Here is an 18878-nt window from a genome sequence, read left to right as displayed (position 1 = left end):
AATGTCATCATCGCGAATGTTGCGACAAGAGCCGCGACCTGCGAGGAATATCCGCATTGTCAAATCCTAGGGAAGCTAGCATGTCTTCACGGACCATCATTGGCGCTCTGATCGGCGCTGCGGCTCTGGCGCTCTCGGCAGGGGGCGCGGCCGCCCAGCAGCAGAAGCTGAAAGTCGGCTTCATCTATGTGGGCCCGGTGGGCGACCATGGCTGGAGCTACCAGCATGACGTCGGCCGCAAGGCGATTGAGAAGGCCTTCGGCGACAAGGTCGAAACGACCTATGTGGAGAGCGTGCCCGAGGCCGATTCGGAGCGTTCCATCGAGCAACTCGCCCGCACCGGCCACGGCCTGATCTTCACCACCTCGTTCGGCTTCATGGAGCCGACCCTGAAAGTCGCCAAGAAGTACCCGAACATCAAGTTCGAGCATGCGACCGGCTTCAAGCGCGCACCGAACCTTGCCACTTACGCGGCGAAGTTCCACGAAGGCCGCTACGTGATCGGCCAGATCGCCGGCAAGATGACCAAGTCCGGCACCATCGGATATGTGGGCGCCTTCCCGATTCCGGAAGTCGTATCCGGCATCAACTCCTATTTCCTCGGCGCGCAATCGGTGAACCCCAACATCAAGCTGAAGGTGGTGTGGGCCAATTCCTGGTACGATCCGGCAAAGGAAGCCGACGCCGCCAAGGCGTTGCTCGATCAGGGTGTCGATGTCGTCGCCCAGCACACCGACAGCCCGGCACCGCTGCAAGCCGCCGAGGCGCGCGGCAAATACGGCTTTGGCCAGGCCTCCGACATGGAACGGTTCGCGCCGAAGGCCCAGCTCACCGCCATCGTCGACAACTGGGCGGATTACTATGTCGAGCGCACCAAGGCCGTGCTCGACGGGACCTGGAAGTCGCAGGATCTCTGGGGCGGCTTCGATAGCGGCATGGTGGTGATGTCGCCGTTCAAAAACATGCCCGACGATGTGAAGAAGATGGCCGAGGAAACCGAGGCTGCGATCAAATCCGGCAAGCTCAACCCCTTCAAGTGCCCCGTCATCAAGCAGGATGGCAGCGAGGTGGAATGCAAGGGCACCGGCGCGTTGTCGGACGAGCAGGTCCTCGGGATGAACTTCTACGTCAAGGGCATCGACGACAAGCTGCCGCAATAGGGCTTCGTCCGATCGCGCAACAAAAAGGCAGCCGGTGAAATGGCTGCCTTTTTTGTTGTGCGTTTTCTTGCCTGACGTCGGATCCGGCTCAGACGATGAAGAAGTCTTTCGCCGTCATCTTGAGCTTCTTCGACAGCGTCGCGATCTGGATCGCCACCTTCGTGCCGTTGCCGTCCTCATCGTAATAGAGCACGCCCTTCCTGTCGTTGTAGATGATCCGGTCGGAGGCGTCGTGGGCCTTTGTGCCCTTCCAGAACGCATCGTTGCCGAGTTTTGCTGGCTTTGCAGCGCTGCCCTTCTTGCCCAAGGCCTTAAAGATCGCGTTCTCCAGACAGATGCTGTCGTCCCGCACCGAGAATTCCGCGATCTTGTCGATATTGCTGTTCTTCTTTCGGGCGACCGCGGAATCGAACACGAAGATGTCCCCGCCGCCCCCGCCCGTGAGAACATCGCGCCCAAGGCCGCCCGAGAGCCTGTCGGCTCCCGCGCCACCGGTCAGCACGTCGACGCCCGCACCACCCGAGAACCGATCATTCCCGCCGCCTCCGACGAGGACGTCATCGCGCGCCGTGCCGAGGCTGATTTCGCTCGCAACGTCGCCGAGGTTGATGGTGAAGCTACGGTCGAGCGATTTACCACCCTGATCCGTCACGCGCACCGCCACTTGATGGCTCGCCGCCTGCTCGAAATCGAGCCGGATTCCGTCCGCCACCGCGAGCTTGCCATTGACGATCGCGAACCGTCCGCCGGAGCTGTCGAGCAGCGTGTAGGTGAAGGTATCGCCTGCGTTCGGATCCTGCTGTGAGAAGGAGCCGACCACAGCGCCGTTCAGCGCCAGTTCGTCGATGATCGAGCCGGAGAGGGACAGGCCCGTCGGAGCCGCATTTCCGGCAGGAGGGGGCGTGGTGCCGGGCGGATCGACATTGACGTGCGCCACGCTGTCGAGACCCAGTTGATCCTTGATGGAAAGGCTGACGGTCAGCGCGCCGCTCGTGGAGCCGAGTTTGCGGGTATAGGTCAGGGCGTGGATCAGACTCGGGAGTGTGGTGTCATCCGCTTGCGCATTGAGACTGATGGTAAAACCGTGATTATCGAGAAACGCAATGGTCCCGATGGGTATCGACGTTCGATAGACGTCAACGCTCACGACGCTGTTGACCGTGAGACCTGCATCGAGTGAAACCGGGCCTGACTCGTCGATGCCAAGCACATCATTCGGGTCGAGCGTTGCGCCGCTGATCAGAAGCCTGAGAAGCAAAAACTCTCCGTTTTCGCCCGTCAGCGTCGCATCTCCCAGCGCGTCGATAAAGACGGCCGTACCCTCGACGGCTGTTACGATGTCGGCCTCGATGGCGGCGAGTTTCGGCCCCCAATGCGTGGTCGTGACGCCGTTACTGACGATGGTCTCGATCCCATTGCCGTGGATCACGTCCCTGTCCGAATCCGACAGGGTGCCCTGAGCCAGGTTGAGTGTCAGGGTGTTGTTTCCGGCATCGCGTCCCTTGATAAGTTTTGCGGTATCAAGATCACTGAGAGTGATCGTCGCGTCCGGGGTGGCGAGGACGATACTGGTAAAGTTGGCGATCGCGATGGTACTGAGATCGAGATCGCCGCCGACCAAACTGACTTGGTCACCAAAAGCGCCGCCGTTGGAATCTATGACCGTCACGCTGGCAAGTTGCGCGCTGTCGATGGTGATATTGTCGTAGAACGGGGAGCCGAGGATGGTCTCGATGCTCTCGAACTTTGCGAGCATCGAGAGATCGAAGTTGCCGCCGCCGTACAGTTCGAGGGTGTCGTTCCCGCCGGCGCCGTCGAGTTGGTCGCCGGGATTGAGGCTGGTTTGGGTCGCCTGGAAGATCTCCGCGCTGGCATCGCCCGTGAAAATGTCGTCGCCCGCCGTGAGGACGAACGGGCCGGCCATCGTCACTTGCGGCGCGACGGCAGCCGTCAGAAATGCAGCGGTCACACGGCCGCCGCCGAGATCCGCGAGGTCGAGCCCAATGCTCCGTTCGAGCACAAGATCGGCTTGCGGGGATATGTTCTGGTAGGTCAGCGCGCGGATAAGGGTTTCCACCGCGGAGGTCGAGGCGTTCCCATTGAAGGTGAAGAAAAGAACGCCCGCATCGGGGATGTCGATCTCCGCGATCTCCACCTCGTTGATCAACACCTTACTGCCGATGGCGATTCCATTGGACAATCGCACGCTGCCGGCGATTTCGCGGATCCCGAGGAGATCGAAAGCATCGAAGACCGAGAGCGTGAGCTGGAGCGAGTCCCAGGGTCCGGTCCCGACGATGGTCGCATTGGACCCGACGTCGAGGAGGCCGGCCGGGGCGCCGGGCGAGACAGTGAGTCGATCTCCGTTCAGATTGATCAATGAAGGCCGGCTGCTTGCGGCCAACGGGGAGAAGGAAGATTCGTCGGAACTTTGAATCTCGGGCATCGGGACGCTCTACCGGCAGGAGAGGGCAATCGTCCCGTCCCGTGCCGGTTGGGCCCGAAATCAGGAGCGTGCAGCGCCATATTATAGCGTTTCTCTCGCATTGAATAGAGGAGCAGCGGCGCCGGGATGGCTACGGCAATCCGACCGCTACTTGGCGTCCTTGAAATACGGCTCGACCGGGCCCTTCAGCTTGATGGTCATCAGGTTTCCGGCTCGATCCTTGGCCGTCCCGGCGGTGAGGCGGACCCAGCCCTCGCTGACGCAATATTCGTCAACGTTGGTCTTTTCGACGCCCTTGAAGCGCACGCCCACGCCGCGCTCGAGCAGCTTCTCGTCGTAAAAGGGGCTGTTCGGGTTGCCGGAGAGGCGGTCGGGAGGGGTGTCGGTCATCAGATCGGTGTTCCAGAAGGTGGACGGGGCCCAGAGATAGCTATTTCCCGCACGGATGCAAAGCGGGTGAGCGTCGGCTGCCTCCTATCCCACATCCTGACAGACATCCACCCATGCCGCATCGGCCAGTTCCACCAGGCGCGCCGGAGGGATGCGCACTGCGCTATGGGTCGCACCGGCTGCCGGAATGACCTCCTCGAAAGCCTTCAGGCTTACATCGCAGTAAACGGGCAGGGGCGTTGCCAGCCCGAACGGGCAGACGCCGCCGACGGGATGACCGGTCAGGACCTCGACCTCATCGGATGCCAGCATTCTGGCCTTGCCGCCGAATGCCGCCTTGATCTTGCGGTTTTCCAACCGCGCATCGCCGCGCGTCACCACCAGGATGATCTTTTCGCCGATGCGCATCGACAGCGTCTTGGCGATTTGCCCCGGCGTGACGCCATGCGCTGCTGCGGCGAGGCCGACCGTGGCCGTACTTGTCGGAAGCTCGATCACCTTCACGTCTGGTGCGTGATCGGCAAAGAACGCGCGCACGGATTCAAGACTCATGTTCCGGATTCCATCAGCATGGGAGCATCTGTCGCCTTTGTAGCGCCCCGGCGCTCCACGTGTCACGTGTCGGCCGGCCGCCTCTCACGGCGCACCACGTCGGCCCGCTCGCGCCAGATGTGAAGCATGACGATCGATACGGTAATCACCAGCGGCCCGAGGACCAAGCCATGGGGCCCGAACAGGATTACGCCGCCAACAACCGCGATGAAGGCGGGGACTGTATGCATCATCAGCCGGCTGCCGACGAGAACCGGATAAAGCACGTTATCGATGAGCCCGATGACAGCCGTCCCCCAGAGCGTCAGCAGGATGGCGCTTCCCCATTGGCCTGCTAGCGCGAGATAGACGGCAACCGGCGCCCAGACGACGAAGGCTCCGAGGAAAGGCACGACGGCCAGAAGCCCCATGACGACGCCCCAGGTGAGCGGCGCGGGAATTCCCAGCCACCAGAACACCAGCCCGCCGAGGGTGCCCTGGAGCGCTGCGACGATCAGCGTGCCGTAGACGGTTGCCCAAACCGTGTTCTCGACTCGCTCGCTGAGCTTTGCAAACTCGGGCGGGGTGAATGGCAGCAGGTGCTGCAGGATCGTCCTCGCGGATTGTCCGTCCCGCAGAAAGTAGAACAGGAAATAGAACGTCAGCAGGAGATTGACGAAACCCGCGAACGACCCGCGAAGGAGCGACGCGCTCCAGGTCGTGAGCCAGGTGGTCGTCGTGCCCACGAGATCGGGAAGGTTGATCCGCTGATCGAGCCACGTGATGGCCGGCGCGAGCCAGGGATGGGTTTCGATCACGTTGCGCCACCTCCCGGATTCAACCGCCGAGCTGAGGAGTCCCGCTCCTCGCACGGCTTCGGCGAGCATCGCGCCGAAGACGAAGATGACCGGGAGGACGACGACGATGGCAACCGTCACCACCGTCGCCGACGCGGATGCCGCCTGAGACCCCCAGGCGCCGCGCAGCCTCACGCAAAGTGGCCGAAACAGGATCGCGAGGGTGAAGGACCAGACGAGGGGTGAAAGGAAGGGGATGGTGAGCCGATAGCAGAGATAAAGGCCGAAAACGATGCCGACCAACAAAATCGCCGATGAGATGTTGTAGCGGATCGGGGGCAGTAGACGAGACATCGATCATCGCTCCAAACGTCGTTCAGGGGAAAGACCGCCACAGGATAGCCGATCCCCGATAGATGGAACTCTCTAGAAGGAAACCGGGTCCGCCTGAGCTTTCACTCACGATAGCGGGGACTGGACGGAACGCGCGGTCGACCGCCGAGTTGAGTCCCCGCAACCGGAAACCGCGGCATGGCGCCCAGGGCGAATTGGAAGGGATTTCTGAAGGTCGGGGAATTGTCATGCCCGGTCGCGCTCTACACGGCCGCCTCCAGCTCCGATCGCATTGCGTTCCACACCCTGAATCGCGAGTCCGGCCACCGGGTGAAGCGGCAATTCGTCGATCCTGAAACCGGGGACGCGGTGCCTGCCGACCAGCAGGTGAAGGGCTATGAGATCGCCAAGGGCGAGTATGTGGTGCTGGAGCCCGAAGAAGTCGCCGCCGCCATCCCCGAAAGCGACAAGACGCTCGACGTCGAGGCGTTTGTCGATTGCCGCGAGATCGACGACATCTACTTCGACCGTCCCTATTATCTCACGCCCAGCAGCCCGGCCGCACAGGAGGCATTCGCGCTCATCCGCGAGGGTATGCGGGCCAAGCAGGTCGCGGCGCTGGCGCGCGCGGTCCTCTTTCGCCGCGTGCGGACGCTCCTCGTCCGCGTCCACGGCGATGGGTTGATCGCCACGACATTGAATTTCGATTACGAAATCAGGTCGTCCCAAGACGCGTTCGAGGAAATTCCGGATCGGAAGATCGAAGGCGAAATGCTCGATCTGGCAAATCACATCATCACCACCAAACGCGGCACCTTCGACCCGAGCAAGTTCGAGGACCGGTATGAAAGTGCCCTCTCGGATCTGGTGAAGGCGAAGATGGAAGGAAAGCCGTTCGCGCCACGGAAAGCTCCGGCCGCCGGGAATGTCGTCAACCTTCTCGATGCATTGAGAAAGAGCGCGGGCGTCGAGGCGAAATCCGGCCAAAAGGCGGGGAGCAAGACCACGGCGCGTGGCGGCCGGAAACCGGCATCGGCGAAAGGCAAATCTGCCACGGCGGCCAAGAAGGCAGCGGCCAAGCGCGGGGCCGCATCCGCCACCCAGCGTCGAAAGGCGAGCTGACCCGCGTTCTAAGCCCTGCGAGCGCCGCCTGTCATTTCCCTTTGCGAGGCGTCTTTTTTCCGCTCTCTGCCGCAATGCTCTTCTTGAGCGCGTCCATGATGTTGACGACGTTGCTCGGGCGCTCCGGCTCCGCCTTCTTGCGCTGAAGGGGCTTGCCGCCGCGCTTTTTCTTGGATGCGATGATGTCCTTGAGCGTGTCCTGCACCGGATCGCGCAGCATGGTCGGGTCCCATGGTTGCGAGCGTTCCTCGATCAACTTGGTCACCAGCGCTTTTAGCTTCGGTTCCACCTTATCGCCCTTGATGTCGCCGAAATATTGATCCTCGTCCCGCACCTCGTCGCCATAGCGCAATGTCCAGAGGACGATTCCCTTGTCGCGCGGCTCGAGCATCACGGCGCGCTCGCGGCGATAGAGCACCACGCGGGAAATGCCCACCATGTTGGTCGCTTTCATCGCCTCACGGACGACCGAATAGGCCTCCTCGGCCACCGCGTCCGCCGGCGTCAGGTAGTGGGGCCTGTCGTACCAGATCCACTCGATGGAATCCCGGGGCACGAACATGTCGATCTCGATCGTCCGCGTGCTCTCCAGCTTGACCGCATCGAGTTCGTCGTCCTCAAGGATGACGTATTCGTCATCGCCGGTTTGATAGCCTTTGACTTCCTCGTCTCTCTCGACGACGTCGCCGGTTTCGGCGTCGACATACCGGCTTTCAATCCGGTTTCCCGTCGCCCGGTTGAGGGTGTGAAAGCGAACCTTCTCGCTGTCCGAGACGGCCGGGGTCATCGCAACCGCACAGGTCACGAAGGACAGCTTCAGATAGCCTTTCCAGAACGATTTCGGCGCCATGGTGTAACCTGAGCTTGGCTGCGCGACAGCCATATAACCGCGGGCGCGAGGCATCGTTCCGGTGATGCCGCATCAGGCGTTGCCAATACCGCCGCAGAACCAAAGGTCGACCTTGAGCGTTACCGCTCGTCACTCCTGCGGGGCGTGACGAAAAACGAGCTGGGTGATGCATCGTGGCGCAAGACAACAAACTCTCGAAGTACCGCGCCAAGCGAGATTTTACCAAGACCGGCGAGCCTAGCGGCGAGGCGAAATTCGGTGCTTCCGGGCGCCGCCGGTTCGTCATTCAAAAGCACGCGGCCACGCGTCTCCATTACGATCTTCGCCTTGAACTCGACGGCGTTTTCAAATCGTGGGCGGTCACCCGCGGCCCATCGCTCGATCCGCAGGACAAGCGGCTTGCGGTCGAGGTCGAGGATCATCCGCTGGATTATGGCGACTTCGAAGGAACGATCCCGAAGGGCCAGTATGGCGGCGGCACGGTCCTGCTTTGGGATCGCGGCTATTGGGAGCCGGAAGGCGATCTCGCCCCTGAGGAGGCGCTCGCGAAGGGTGATTTGAAATTCAGCCTTGATGGGGAACGCCTGCATGGCAGTTGGGTGCTGGTGCGGATGAAGCATGACCGCACGGGCGGAAAGCGCACCAACTGGCTTCTCATCAAGCACCGCGACGCCTTCAGCCGGGAGGGCGATGGCGATGCGATCCTGAAGCAGGACAAGTCGGTCGCGTCCGGCCGCACGATGGCGGCGATCACTGAGGGGAAGGGACGAGGTCCAAAACCATTCATGCTGGCGCGCAACGGCGTGGCCGAACCCGACGCGGTGTGGGACAGCCGTAAGGGCAGTGCGGCGGACGAGCGCCAGCAGGAAAAGGCTGGCGCGGCGGCGAAGAAGTCTTCGAAGAAACGGCCGTCCTCCACCTCCCTTCCTGATTTCATCCCGCCGCAGCTCTGCGAGCCGGTCGAGCGACCACCGCCCGGCACTGGCTGGGGACACGAGATCAAGTTTGACGGCTATCGCGTCCAGCTGCGCGTCCACGATGGGGAGGTCTCGCTAAAAACCCGCAAGGGGCTCGATTGGACGGCGAAGTTCAAGGCGATCGCCAGCGAAGCGGAATCCTTGCCCGATGGGATCATCGACGGCGAGATCGTGGCTTTGGACCACAACGGCGCTCCTGATTTCGCGGCATTGCAAGCGGCCCTGTCGGAGCAGGAAACCGACGATCTCGTCTTCTACGCGTTCGATCTGCTCTTCGACGGCGCCAACGACCTGCGCTCGCAGCCGCTGACGAAGCGCAAGGCGCGGCTCCACTCCTTGTTGGAGGAACGTGGGATCGGCGACGACACACTGATCCGCTTCGTCGAACATTTCGAGACCGGCGGCGATGCGGTTCTGAGATCGGCTTGCCGGCTCTCGCTCGAAGGCATCGTCTCCAAGCGTCTCGACGCACCCTACCGGTCGGGCAGAACGAAGAGCTGGACCAAGGCCAAATGCAGGGTGGGACACGAGGTGGTAATCGGCGGCTGGACGACCACCAGCGGCAAGTTCCGCTCGCTGCTGGCAGGCGTGCACCGGGGCGATCACTTCGTCTATCTCGGCCGCGTCGGTACCGGCTATAGCGAAGGGAAGGTGCGGCAGTTGGTGCCGCGTCTGAAGGCAGCCGAGGTCGACAAATCCCCGTTCACCGGATTAGGCGCGCCGCGCAAGGAAGCCAATGTGCATTGGACGCGGCCCGAACTCGTCGCCGAGATCGAGTTCGGAGGCTGGACTGGGGCCGGAATGGTTCGTCAGGCCGCGTTCAAGGGCCTGCGCGAGGACAAGCCCGCCGCGGAGGTCGAGGCCGAGAGGCCGGCGCCGCCGGAAGACACCGCGATCCCGGTTCCAAAGCCTGCAGGCCGGGCAAAGAAGGCACCCCCGACGAAATCCGAGACAGCCCCGGCGAAGACAACCGCCCGGTCGGGTGGCAAGAACGCAAAGCCGGTCGTCATGGGCGTGGTGTTGTCGAACCCGGACAAACCGCTCTGGCCCGACGGTGGCGACGGCACCCCGATCACCAAACTCGATCTCGCCCGTTACTACGAGGCGGTCGGGCCGTGGCTTATTCCGCACATCGAAGGCCGTCCGTGTTCGATCATCCGCGCCCCGGATGGGCTTGGCGGCGAGCAATTCTTCCAGCGCCATGCCATGCCGGGCACGTCTAATCTGCTCGAACTCGTCACGGTTTTCGGCGACCGCAAACCCTATCTCCAAATCGACCGTGTGGAAGGCCTCGCAGCCGTCGCGCAGGTGGCCGCGCTCGAATTGCATCCATGGAATTGCCAGCCGAAGCAGCCTGAAGTGCCGGGCCGGCTAGTGTTCGATCTCGATCCCGGACCGGATGTGGCGTTTCCGATGGTTGTCGAGGCCGCAAAAGAGATGCGCGACCGACTGGATGCCCTCGGTCTGGTCAGCTTCTGCAAGACCACCGGCGGCAAGGGTCTGCATGTGGTGACGCCGCTCGCCGCTGCAAAGAAACGAAAGTTGAGCTGGCCGGAAGCAAAAAGCTTCGCCCGCGAGGTTTGCGTGCGGATGGCGCGCGATGACCCGGACCGTTACCTCGTCAACATGTCCAAGAAACTTCGCGCAGGCCGGATCTTCCTGGACTACCTGCGCAACGACCGCATGGCGACCGCAGTCGCGCCCCTGTCGGCCCGCGCGCGTCCCGGCGCGACCGTGTCAATGCCGCTTACCTGGGCGCAGGTGAAGACCGATCTCGATCCGACGCGATACACGATCCGCACCGTGCCGGGGCTTTTGGGCAGGAGCAAAGCCTGGGCGGATTACTGCGATAGTGAACGCTCGCTTGAGGATGCCATCAAGCGGCTCGGGAAAACGAGGCTGGCCGCATGACGCAAGACCGTTCGCGCTGGCAGGATCGGAGGAGGGAGATGATCGACAAGGGAGCGAACAAAAATCCTGCTGGTCCGAACGGTGCCACCGAGGACGGCGGATATTTCGCCCGCAAGCACTGGATCACCGCCGAGGAGGCGAGGGAACTGGTCAAACGGGTGAGCAATGACCATCGGCGGTTCGGATAGCGCCGCATGGTGGTTCGTGGGCGAAAGAGCGTGAAGACGGATGATCGGACAAGGCCGGCCCTCGCCAACGAGAAATTTGCACTTCCCCTCGATACCGTGCCGATGGAGGCAAAGATCGCCGAGGTCCTGCCCGAGGCCGATGGTTCCTGGCAATACGAGCCCAAATGGGACGGCTTCCGCTGCCTCGCCTTCAAGGCGGGCGACGTCGTCGAGCTCAGGGCGAAATCAGGCAAGCCTTTAGGGCGCTACTTCCCCGAGGTGGTGGCGCTGCTGCGCGACATCGGCGTTGCGCGTTTCGTCATCGATGGCGAACTGGCAATCGAGCTCGATGGGCGGCTGGCATTCGACGCATTGCAGATGCGGCTTCACCCGGCGGAGAGCCGCATCCGGAAACTCGCTGCGGAGACGCCCGCGAGATTGATCCTGTTCGACATGCTCGTCGCGCCGGATGGCCGGAGCCTGATCGAGCAGCCGCTGGAGAAGCGTCGCCAGGTCCTCGAGACCTTCATGAAAGATGCGGCGGTGCCGAAAAAGCTTCTCCTCTCGCCCTGTACGCGCGACCGGAGCAAGGCCGAGACGTGGCTCGGCACGGCGGGACATGGTGAAACGGACGGCGTCGTTGCCAAGCGCCTGATGGCTCCCTACACGCCCGGGGCGCGGACGATGATCAAGGTCAAGCGACTGAGAACGGCCGATTGCGTCGTCGGCGGCTTTCGCTACGAGAGCCGCAGCAGGGAGGTCGGATCGCTGTTGCTCGGGCTCTACGATAAGGGCGGCAATCTCAATCATGTGGGCTTCACCGCGACCATCACGGATGAGGAACGTCCCGCGCTGACGCGACGCCTGGACGCGTTGCGCGAGCCGCCGGGTTTCACCGGCAAGGCACCCGGCGGACCGAGCCGCTGGAGCACCGAGCGCACTGGCGAATGGGAGCCGTTGCGACCGGAGCTCGTCGTCGAAGTGAGGTACGATCACGTCACCGGCGACCGTTTCCGCCACGGAACCAAGCTGATGCGCTGGCGTCCCGACAAGGAACCGCGTCAATGCACCTTCGCGCAGATCGAGGCGCCGATCGCGGATGTGCGGGTGTAGGAGTGCGTTAGAATGCGGCCTCGTAGATCGACAGCGCGTCCTCGTAGGTGACCGCGCGCGGATTGTTGACGAGAAGCCGCTGCACGTTCATGGCATCGCGTGCCAGCATTGGCAGATCGGCCACCGCGACGCCGACCTCTCTCAGCCGTTGCGGATAGGGCATCTCGGCCACGAGCGCCTTGAGTTCGCGCGCGAAGGCATCCGCGCCTTCAGCCGGATCGGCGAAGTGCCGTCCGGGCAAAATGGCCTCGGCCAATTCCGCATAGAGTCGATCCGCAACAGGGCGATTGAAATCGATCACCGCACGCAACACCAGCGAGTTGCTCAATCCGTGCGGAACATGAAAGTGCCCGCCCAGAGGGTAGGCGAGCGCGTGAACGGCCCCCACGGGTGAATTCGCAAACGCCATGCCGGCGAGCAACGATCCCTGTAGCATCGCCGTGCGCGCCGCCTCGTCCGCACCGTCCGCGACTGCAATTCGGATATTGCGGTAGAGCAGGGCGAGGGCCTTGAGCGCCAGCGCATCGGAGATCGGGTTCTTCTTGAGGCGGCTCGTGAACGCCTCGATGGCATGGACCATGGCGTCGATGCCGGTCATCGCCGTGACGTGCGGCGGGAGGCCGAGCGTCAACCTTCCGTCGAGCAGCGCCACATCGGGATAGAGCAACGGCGAGACGACGCCCTTCTTCTCATGCGTCGGCGTGGTGACGATGGCAATTGGCGTCACCTCCGAGCCGGTTCCGGCGGTGGTGGGAACCTGGATCAGCGGCAGCCGCGCGCCGCGGGCAAGCCCGACACCGTAGATCTCGTCCAGAGCCTGCGACGTGCCGCACAGAAGGGCCACCAGTTTCGCGGTATCGAGGGAGCTGCCGCCGCCGATTCCCATCACCCCATCGACCCTGGCCGCTTTTGCCGCCGACACCGCCGCGAGGACGACCTCCTGCGGGGGATCGGCGAGCACGTCGGAAAACAGCGTGATGTCGATGCCGGAGGCAGAAAGCGAGGCAAGGATGGGCTCGATCAAGCCGGTCTTGATCAGCCCCGCATCGGTCACGACGAAGAGGCGAGCGACCGTCAGCTCTCGTGCAAGTTCGCCGAGGCGGGCGCTGCCGCGTGCCTGGCAGATGATGCGCGGCGTCGTCTCGAACTGGAAATCTGCCATGGTGCGCCTCGCTGGAATTTAGCCCAAGGGAATGAGCTCGATCATACGAGCAAGGCGACGTCTTGCACCACTGTTCAATGGTTCGCGCATGCGCGTTACAAAGAAACGCTTCGGCGACGGATGGACATCTTTCGGCAACGCGTTGCTGGACCGCTTCACCGATACCTGCCACGTTGCGCGGCCGGGCTTCGAGAGCCCGAAAACAGCAACAATGCGGCTGCCGTAAAAGCCCCACAGTGGAGAACGAGCCTGATGATCCGGAAGAATATGATGGCGGCAGCCGCCGCGGTATCGCTCACGGCGTTGGCGATGCCGGCCTTTGCGGTCAGCCTGCGTTATGCAAACCAGGGCGACCTCAAGTCTCTCGACCCCTATACGCTCAATGAAACCACGACGAACGCCCATCTCGGGCACGTCTACGAGGGACTGACGAAACGCGGCAAGGATCTGGCCATTCAACCGGCTCTCGCGGAACGCTGGGAGACCAGCGAGGACGGTTTACGCTGGCGCATTTATCTGCGCAAAGGCATCAAGTTTCACAACGGCAACGCGTTTACGGCCGACGACGTGGTCTTCTCGGCTGATCGGGTTCGCGCCACCGGTTCGAATTTCGCGACGCGCGTTCCGACGAGCGCCAAATTCGTGAAGGTCGACGATCATACGGTCGACGTGATCCTGACGACGCCCAATCCGATCCTGAACTCGCAGTGGGATACCTGGTACATCATGGACAAGGAGTGGAGCGAGGCGAACAACGCCGCCGCTCCGACGCCGGCCGCTGCAACAACTCCCAGCTTTGCCTCGCTGAACGCAAACGGCACCGGGCCATTTCTCATCGAGAGCCATCAGGCCGGCGTGAAAACCGTGTTCAAGAAGAACCCGAGCTGGTGGGACAAGCCCGAGCACAATCTCGACGAGATCGTGTTCACGCCGATCAGCAGCGACGCCACCCGCGTTGCAGCACTCCTCTCGGGTGAGGTCGACGTGATCGAGCCAGTGCCGTTGCAGGATATCCAGCGCGTCAACTCGGCCCCGGACAAGCAGGTCCTCACCGGCCCTGAACTCCGCACGATCTTTCTCGGCTTCGATACGGTGCGGGACGAGCTCCTGTCCTCGAACGTGAAGGGCAAGAACCCGTTCAAGGACGTGCGCGTCCGTGAGGCGTTCTACAAGGCGATCGACATGAACCTCATCCGCGATCGCGTGATGCGCGGGCTCTCGACACCCTCGGCGCTGATGATCGCGCCCGAGCTGTTTACGCACGCAAAGGACTTCACGCGGCCGAAGTTCGATCTCGAAGGCGCCAAGAAGCTTCTCGCCGATGCCGGATATCCCAACGGCTTCGAAGTCGGCATGGATTGCCCGAATGATCGCTACGTCAACGACGAGGCCATCTGCCAGGCAGCCGTCTCGATGCTCGCTCGCGCGGGCATCAAGGTGAACCTCACGGCTCAACCCAAAGCCCTGTACTTTGGCAAGTCCGGAAAATCAGGCGGCTACTCCACGTCGTTCTATCTCCTTGGTTGGACACCGGGCACCTTCGACGCGCACAACGTGCTCCATGACATCATGGGCTGCCGGGATGTGGCGACCTCGAGCCGAGGCGAGACGAATTACGGCGGGTATTGCAACAAGGAACTCGATGCGCTGACCGACAAGATCCTTGTCGAGACCGACAAGACGAAGCGCGATCTGATGATCAAGCAGGCCTTCGAGATCGCCATGAAGGATTGGAGCTTCATCCCGGTCCATCAGCAGGCGCTCGCCTGGGGTGTGTCGAAAAAGGTCAAACTCGTGCAACGCGCCGACAACCAGATTCTGCTCTACTGGGCCACCAAAGAGTAGAACGAGACCGGCCAAGGACGATCGCCGCGGCCAGGGGAGTTTGCAATTCCTCTGGCCTGCGGCGGTCGCAGGCCGCGCCGTCCCGCCATTCTTTGCCTGCCCCCAAGGGGGTATCCCACGCTCGCCGGCTGGCGCGCCGGATCTCGGACGCCATATCGCTCGTTATAGAGATGCGGAGGTCGCCGCAGGCGGGCTTTCGCAATCCGTGCTGGTTTCCTCTGGCGCTCGGGAGTGAAGGCGATGTCCGGCCATACCGTTTTGACCGCTCAAACCGTCGAAGACTGCATCATCGACCAAGGTTGGGAGCGCTACACAGCCGAGGACCACGCCATCTGGCGCGTGCTGATCGAGCGCCAGCAGCAGACCCTCAAGGGCCACGTGTGCGAGGAATATCTGCACGGCCTCGAGGCGCTCGGCATCGGTTCCGAAGGCGTGCCCAATTTCGACCGGATGAACGCCAGGCTGCGGCGTTTGACCGGCTGGGAGGTGGTAGCGGTTCCTGGGCTCATTCCGTCGCGGCCGTTTTTCCAGATGTTGGCCAACCGCCAGTTTCCGGCCGGAACTTTCATCCGCAGCCGGGAGCAACTCGACTATCTGGAGGAGCCAGACATCTTCCACGATGTCTTCGGCCACGTACCGCTTCTGACCAATCCCGCCTACGCCGATTACATGAATGAATACGGCCGGATCGGCCTCGATGCGGTCGAGCAGAAGGGGGTGAAGTTCTTAGCCCGCCTCAACTGGTACACGATCGAATTCGGATTGATCCGCAAGCCCGAGGGCATTCAGATCTACGGCGCCGGCATCGTCTCGTCCTTCGGCGAGGCGAAATATGTGGTGGAGGATCCCTCCGCCAACCAGTTGGCCTTCGACCTCGATCGCGTCCTGCGGACCGGATATTACATCGACGACTTCCAGGCGACCTACTTCGTGATCGAGCGATTCGAGGATTTGTTCGATCTGCTCAAGCGGACCGATTTCACCGCGCTGTTCGAGAAATACCGCGCGCTGCCGACCTGCACGCCCTTCGAGATCCTGCCGCAGGACGTGGTCATCCGGCAGGGAACCGGCGATTTCTGGCGCGATTTTCCGTCGACCAAAACCAAGCTCAAATGAGCTGTGCGCATTACTGAAAAGCCCGCCAACAGGCGGGCTTCTCAGATCGGATTGCGTCCGGGTGCGGCTAGAGTCGGATTCAGTTTCTTCGAATCTGATCCGGCTCTAGCGCGTTGTTTTGGCGCCATCATCTTTCGGCGAACCGGTATCCACTTCGCCGGATCAGGCGCTAGGCGACGAGTTTCATGCCCGGGCTGCCGATGGTGCCCACCACCCGCGCGCGGACGCGGCGCGCGTTTCCGGGCAGATACGCAATCGGGATATCCTCGGCATCGACGAGATTGATCGTCTCGACATCCGCTCCGGCCTCCACCGCCCGGCGGGTTGCGATTTCCTGGGCTGAGGCAAGCGCCGCCTCACGGGTCATTCCGGAGAACACCTGATCGACCTCGCCCGAGACCTGAGCCATCGCCGCACCGAGCGCGTTCGCCACGCCTGCATGCTCCACGTGGATCACCTCGCTCACACCGGCGAGGCGGTCCGGCACGAGGAAAGCCCCGCCGCCGACGACGATGATCGGCATGTCGCCGGCCGAAGTCTTCATGCGATCGACGCCGTCCTCGATCATCGCGTGGATGCCGGCCAGATGCTGCTTCACGAGACTCTTATCGAGATGCTTGACGCGGTCGCGATCACCGATTTCCACAAGCCCTGCCGCAACCGCGATATCCGTCGTCGTCAGCGTATCGCCGCCGAAAACGAGCGCCTTCTCGGTGATCCGATAACCGACGCTGCGCGGACCGATCTTGCCGGTCTGGGGATCGATGATGGTGCCGCCGCCGAGTGCCATGGGAAGCAGGTCCGGCATGCGGAAGAGCGTGCGCACACCACCGACTTCGACGATGTTGTTGGCTTCGCGCGGGAAGCCGTTGACCAGGCAACCGACGTCGCTTGTAGTGCCGCCCACGTCGATGACCATGCCCTCATCGCGCCCCGACAGGAAGGCCGCGCCGCGCATGGAATTGGTTGGGCCGGATGCGAAGCTGTAGACCGGGTTCGCGGCGGCAACCTCCGCCAAAACGACCGTTCCGTCGTTCTGCGTGAGATAGAACGGCGCCACGATGCCGACGCTCTTGAGCGCATCGCGGAAGGCCGCGACGGTGGCTTTGCCGAGGCTCTGCAGCGAGGCGTTCAGCAGGGTGACGTTCTCCCGCTCAAGGAGACCGATCCGTCCGAGACGATGCGACAGCGTGATCCGTGCATCGGGCACGATGGAGGCGACGATCTCGGCCGCCTCCAGTTCGCATTCGGCCGTCAGTGGGGAGAACAGCGCTGTAATGCCGACGGCCGTGACGCCCGCGTCCCTGATTTGCGCGGCCGCCTCGCGGATCGCATTCTTGTCCAGTGGAACGAGAGGACGACCGTCATATTCATGACCGCCCTCTATCATGAAGGTCAGCGGATCGACACAGGCCCGCAGGTCCGCAGGCCAATCGACCATCGGCTTCAAGGAAGCCGAGGCGGGCAGGGCGATCCGGATCGCAGCGACCCGGTCGAGCCGCGCGCGTTCAACGACCGCGTTGGTGAAGTGGGTGGTGCCGATCATCACCGCGTCGATATCGAGCCGAGCGTCGCCCTGCTCCTTGACGATGCGCTGGATGCTGTTGACGACACCGGACATTACATCCGACGTGGTGGGGGATTTGACGGCTCCGAGAACCGTCGTCTTGTCGATCAGGACGGCGTCCGTATTGGTGCCGCCGACGTCAATGCCGATGCGCTTCATGCTGCAAATACCGATTTGAAGTCGAGGTCGTAACCGAAGGCCCGGGGGCCGACATGGTCGAGCCCCTTGGGGGTGAGAAGGATCTCCGGCGCGGGCAAGGCGATGACCGTCACACGCTGGCCATAGCGCAGGGTTTCGGTGCCGATCGCTTCGCCCGAAACGGTGTCGAGGACGCAGATCAGGTCCGGCGTCATGACGATCGCTTCGCCGTCCTTGAGACCGACGGCCCACTCGTTCTGGAATGCCAGTTCGAGCTTGCTGCCGCGATCGGTGTCGAGCCCATCGATAGTGGCAGTGCCGCGCAAGAAACCGCCGGTCGTGCGGCGATCCATGTCGCTCACCTTGCCCTTGAAGACGATTTTTCCGTTCGCGTGCTCAAGGACGGCCGCGATCGGATCGCTATGGGAGGCGCGAGCTTTCAGCACGGCCCGACCAAGCGATGTCGCCTGGGTGACGGTGTGCAATACGCCCCATTCCTTGACTTCCTTGCCGGTGCGAGGAGCCTTGCAGGTGGCCGAGGTTGAACCCACCTCGGTGCACACGTTGCGCGAAATCCGCTCCATCCATTTCCAGGACGGCGTGCGCGCGACGACGACTTCGTTGTCACGGCAATCGACAAGGCTCAACGGATACATCTTGAGATCGCCGATCGCGAAGCTCGTCATCTGCGCCTCGGGATAGGCGCGCCCCATCGCGTCGGCGTCCACGACCGGAAGATCGAGGAGTGCACCGGCGAGGAACGGCGAAAGCGCGTTGCCGCCGCCGATCTCGACGCTCATGATCGCGCTGAAGCGCTTGCCAAGATATTCCTCCATAACCTGGACGGCGCGGGCAAGATGCGCCGGATCGACGAGGCGTTCCTGTCCGACGAGCGGAGCGCCCATCTTCGACACGACCGCAACATAATCCTCATCGCCCAAGGCCAGGGGATCGATCAGGCGGCAGGTCTTGCCGTCGGCATAGAGCTGCTTCAGGTTCAGCTGCGCAAGATAAGGGCTGCCGCCGCCGCCGGTCCCGAGAATCCAGGCTCCAATGGCAAGCGGGTCGATCTCGTCCGCCCCGAATTCACGGATCATCATATCACCTCCGGTAAGGGTTCGAACGGTAGCGCTTCGTTCGCCGTGTCGAAATAAGGGTCTGCCCCTAGAGCATTATGCCGAGAAACGCATGGCCGCTTGGGCTAGGATTTCGTGCTTCAACGCACCGAATTCGGTCAGTTTATCCCTGTGTAA

At 62.6% G+C, this 18878-nt stretch carries 15 protein-coding genes; 7 read left to right on the top strand and 8 right to left on the bottom strand.

The features are described 5' to 3' along the window. Positions 1–80 precede the first annotated feature (80 nt). The gene (locus FEZ63_RS15475; protein ID WP_150946051.1) at positions 81–1160 is read left to right on the top strand and encodes a BMP family ABC transporter substrate-binding protein; all 1080 of its coding nucleotides are present in this window, start codon (positions 81–83) and stop codon (positions 1158–1160) included. 88 nt (positions 1161–1248) lie between these two features. Here FEZ63_RS15475 and FEZ63_RS25955 read toward each other — a convergent pair whose 3' ends face one another. From FEZ63_RS25955 to FEZ63_RS15455, 4 genes are all read right to left on the bottom strand, one after another. Beyond that, a complete protein-coding gene (locus tag FEZ63_RS25955; protein ID WP_150946049.1) occupies positions 1249–3540 on the bottom strand; it encodes a calcium-binding protein in 2292 nt (763 codons plus the stop codon). 213 nt (positions 3541–3753) lie between these two features. Beyond that, on the bottom strand, positions 3754–3996 hold the full coding sequence (locus FEZ63_RS15465; protein ID WP_150946047.1) for a DUF3297 family protein: 243 nt from the start codon (positions 3994–3996) through the stop codon (positions 3754–3756). Between the two features lie 84 nt (positions 3997–4080). Continuing rightward, positions 4081–4548, bottom strand: a complete 468-nt coding sequence (locus FEZ63_RS15460) for a YbaK/EbsC family protein (protein WP_150946045.1) — start codon at positions 4546–4548, stop codon at positions 4081–4083. Between the two features lie 62 nt (positions 4549–4610). Next, on the bottom strand, positions 4611–5678 hold the full coding sequence (locus tag FEZ63_RS15455) for an AI-2E family transporter (RefSeq protein WP_150946043.1): 1068 nt from the start codon (positions 5676–5678) through the stop codon (positions 4611–4613). A gap of 177 nt (positions 5679–5855) precedes the next feature. Here FEZ63_RS15455 and ku (FEZ63_RS15450) point away from each other — a divergent pair, with 177 nt between their 5' ends. Then, positions 5856–6779, top strand: a complete 924-nt coding sequence (gene ku, locus FEZ63_RS15450) for a non-homologous end joining protein Ku (RefSeq protein ID WP_150946041.1) — start codon at positions 5856–5858, stop codon at positions 6777–6779. Positions 6780–6810: 31 nt separating this feature from the next. Here the strand turns inward: ku (FEZ63_RS15450) and ku (FEZ63_RS15445) are convergent, their stop codons facing one another. After that, complete coding sequence (gene ku / locus FEZ63_RS15445; RefSeq protein ID WP_150946040.1) at positions 6811–7629, bottom strand: non-homologous end joining protein Ku; 819 nt, start codon at positions 7627–7629, stop codon at positions 6811–6813. A 173-nt stretch (positions 7630–7802) separates the two neighbouring features. On the opposite strand from ku (FEZ63_RS15445), the gene ligD reads away from it, so the two are divergent. From ligD to FEZ63_RS15435, 3 genes are read left to right on the top strand one after another with little or no spacing between them, the layout of a single operon-like run. Further along, positions 7803–10517: a DNA ligase D gene (gene ligD / locus FEZ63_RS15440; RefSeq protein ID WP_150946038.1), complete on the top strand. Its 2715-nt coding sequence runs from the start codon at positions 7803–7805 to the stop codon at positions 10515–10517. A 38-nt stretch (positions 10518–10555) separates the two neighbouring features. Beyond that, complete coding sequence (locus FEZ63_RS24820; RefSeq protein WP_153245857.1) at positions 10556–10705, top strand: hypothetical protein; 150 nt, start codon at positions 10556–10558, stop codon at positions 10703–10705. A 6-nt stretch (positions 10706–10711) separates the two neighbouring features. Beyond that, positions 10712–11797: an ATP-dependent DNA ligase gene (locus FEZ63_RS15435; RefSeq protein WP_150946036.1), complete on the top strand. Its 1086-nt coding sequence runs from the start codon at positions 10712–10714 to the stop codon at positions 11795–11797. Positions 11798–11804: 7 nt separating this feature from the next. On the opposite strand, the gene FEZ63_RS15430 is transcribed toward FEZ63_RS15435, so the two are convergent. Further along, positions 11805–12959, bottom strand: a complete 1155-nt coding sequence (locus tag FEZ63_RS15430) for an iron-containing alcohol dehydrogenase (protein ID WP_150946033.1) — start codon at positions 12957–12959, stop codon at positions 11805–11807. A gap of 252 nt (positions 12960–13211) precedes the next feature. Between FEZ63_RS15430 and FEZ63_RS15425 the strand changes: the two genes are divergently transcribed. After that, on the top strand, positions 13212–14804 hold the full coding sequence (locus FEZ63_RS15425) for an ABC transporter substrate-binding protein (RefSeq protein ID WP_150946031.1): 1593 nt from the start codon (positions 13212–13214) through the stop codon (positions 14802–14804). Between the two features lie 240 nt (positions 14805–15044). Beyond that, positions 15045–15920, top strand: a complete 876-nt coding sequence (phhA, locus tag FEZ63_RS15420) for a phenylalanine 4-monooxygenase (protein ID WP_150946030.1) — start codon at positions 15045–15047, stop codon at positions 15918–15920. A gap of 169 nt (positions 15921–16089) precedes the next feature. Here phhA and FEZ63_RS15415 read toward each other — a convergent pair whose 3' ends face one another. Together FEZ63_RS15415 and FEZ63_RS15410 are read right to left on the bottom strand one after the other, a co-directional pair. Next, positions 16090–17646 (bottom strand): hydantoinase/oxoprolinase N-terminal domain-containing protein, encoded by a 1557-nt coding sequence (locus FEZ63_RS15415; protein WP_150946028.1) that lies wholly within the window; start codon positions 17644–17646, stop codon positions 16090–16092. Next, positions 17643–18722 carry a DUF917 domain-containing protein gene (locus FEZ63_RS15410; RefSeq protein ID WP_150946181.1) on the bottom strand — a complete coding sequence of 360 codons (1080 nt, stop codon included), beginning with the start codon at positions 18720–18722 and terminating at the stop codon, positions 17643–17645. Before FEZ63_RS15410 ends, FEZ63_RS15415 begins: the two co-directional genes overlap by 4 nt. Positions 18723–18878 lie beyond the last annotated feature (156 nt).

The sequence above is a fragment of the Microvirga brassicacearum genome, from assembly GCF_008757455.1.
Lineage (GTDB): Bacteria > Pseudomonadota > Alphaproteobacteria > Rhizobiales > Beijerinckiaceae > Microvirga > Microvirga brassicacearum.
The sequence above is the reverse complement of the archived record's forward strand: the minus strand, read 5'-3'. Positions and strand labels throughout refer to the sequence as shown.

Excerpts from the sequence above, each read along its gene's own strand:
- FEZ63_RS15475 (WP_150946051.1), top strand. The coding sequence starts at position 81 with ATGTCTTCACGGACCATCATTGGCGCTCTGATCGGCGCTGCGGCTCTG.
- FEZ63_RS15465 (WP_150946047.1), bottom strand. The coding sequence starts at position 3,996 with ATGACCGACACCCCTCCCGACCGCCTCTCCGGCAACCCGAACAGCCCC.
- FEZ63_RS15460 (WP_150946045.1), bottom strand. The coding sequence starts at position 4,548 with ATGAGTCTTGAATCCGTGCGCGCGTTCTTTGCCGATCACGCACCAGAC.
- FEZ63_RS15455 (WP_150946043.1), bottom strand. The coding sequence starts at position 5,678 with ATGTCTCGTCTACTGCCCCCGATCCGCTACAACATCTCATCGGCGATT.
- ku (WP_150946041.1), top strand. The coding sequence starts at position 5,856 with ATGGCGCCCAGGGCGAATTGGAAGGGATTTCTGAAGGTCGGGGAATTG.
- ku (WP_150946040.1), bottom strand. The coding sequence starts at position 7,629 with ATGGCGCCGAAATCGTTCTGGAAAGGCTATCTGAAGCTGTCCTTCGTG.
- FEZ63_RS24820 (WP_153245857.1), top strand. The coding sequence starts at position 10,556 with ATGATCGACAAGGGAGCGAACAAAAATCCTGCTGGTCCGAACGGTGCC.
- FEZ63_RS15435 (WP_150946036.1), top strand. The coding sequence starts at position 10,712 with ATGGTGGTTCGTGGGCGAAAGAGCGTGAAGACGGATGATCGGACAAGG.
- FEZ63_RS15430 (WP_150946033.1), bottom strand. The coding sequence starts at position 12,959 with ATGGCAGATTTCCAGTTCGAGACGACGCCGCGCATCATCTGCCAGGCA.
- FEZ63_RS15425 (WP_150946031.1), top strand. The coding sequence starts at position 13,212 with ATGATCCGGAAGAATATGATGGCGGCAGCCGCCGCGGTATCGCTCACG.
- phhA (WP_150946030.1), top strand. The coding sequence starts at position 15,045 with ATGTCCGGCCATACCGTTTTGACCGCTCAAACCGTCGAAGACTGCATC.
- FEZ63_RS15415 (WP_150946028.1), bottom strand. The coding sequence starts at position 17,646 with ATGAAGCGCATCGGCATTGACGTCGGCGGCACCAATACGGACGCCGTC.
- FEZ63_RS15410 (WP_150946181.1), bottom strand. The coding sequence starts at position 18,722 with ATGATCCGTGAATTCGGGGCGGACGAGATCGACCCGCTTGCCATTGGA.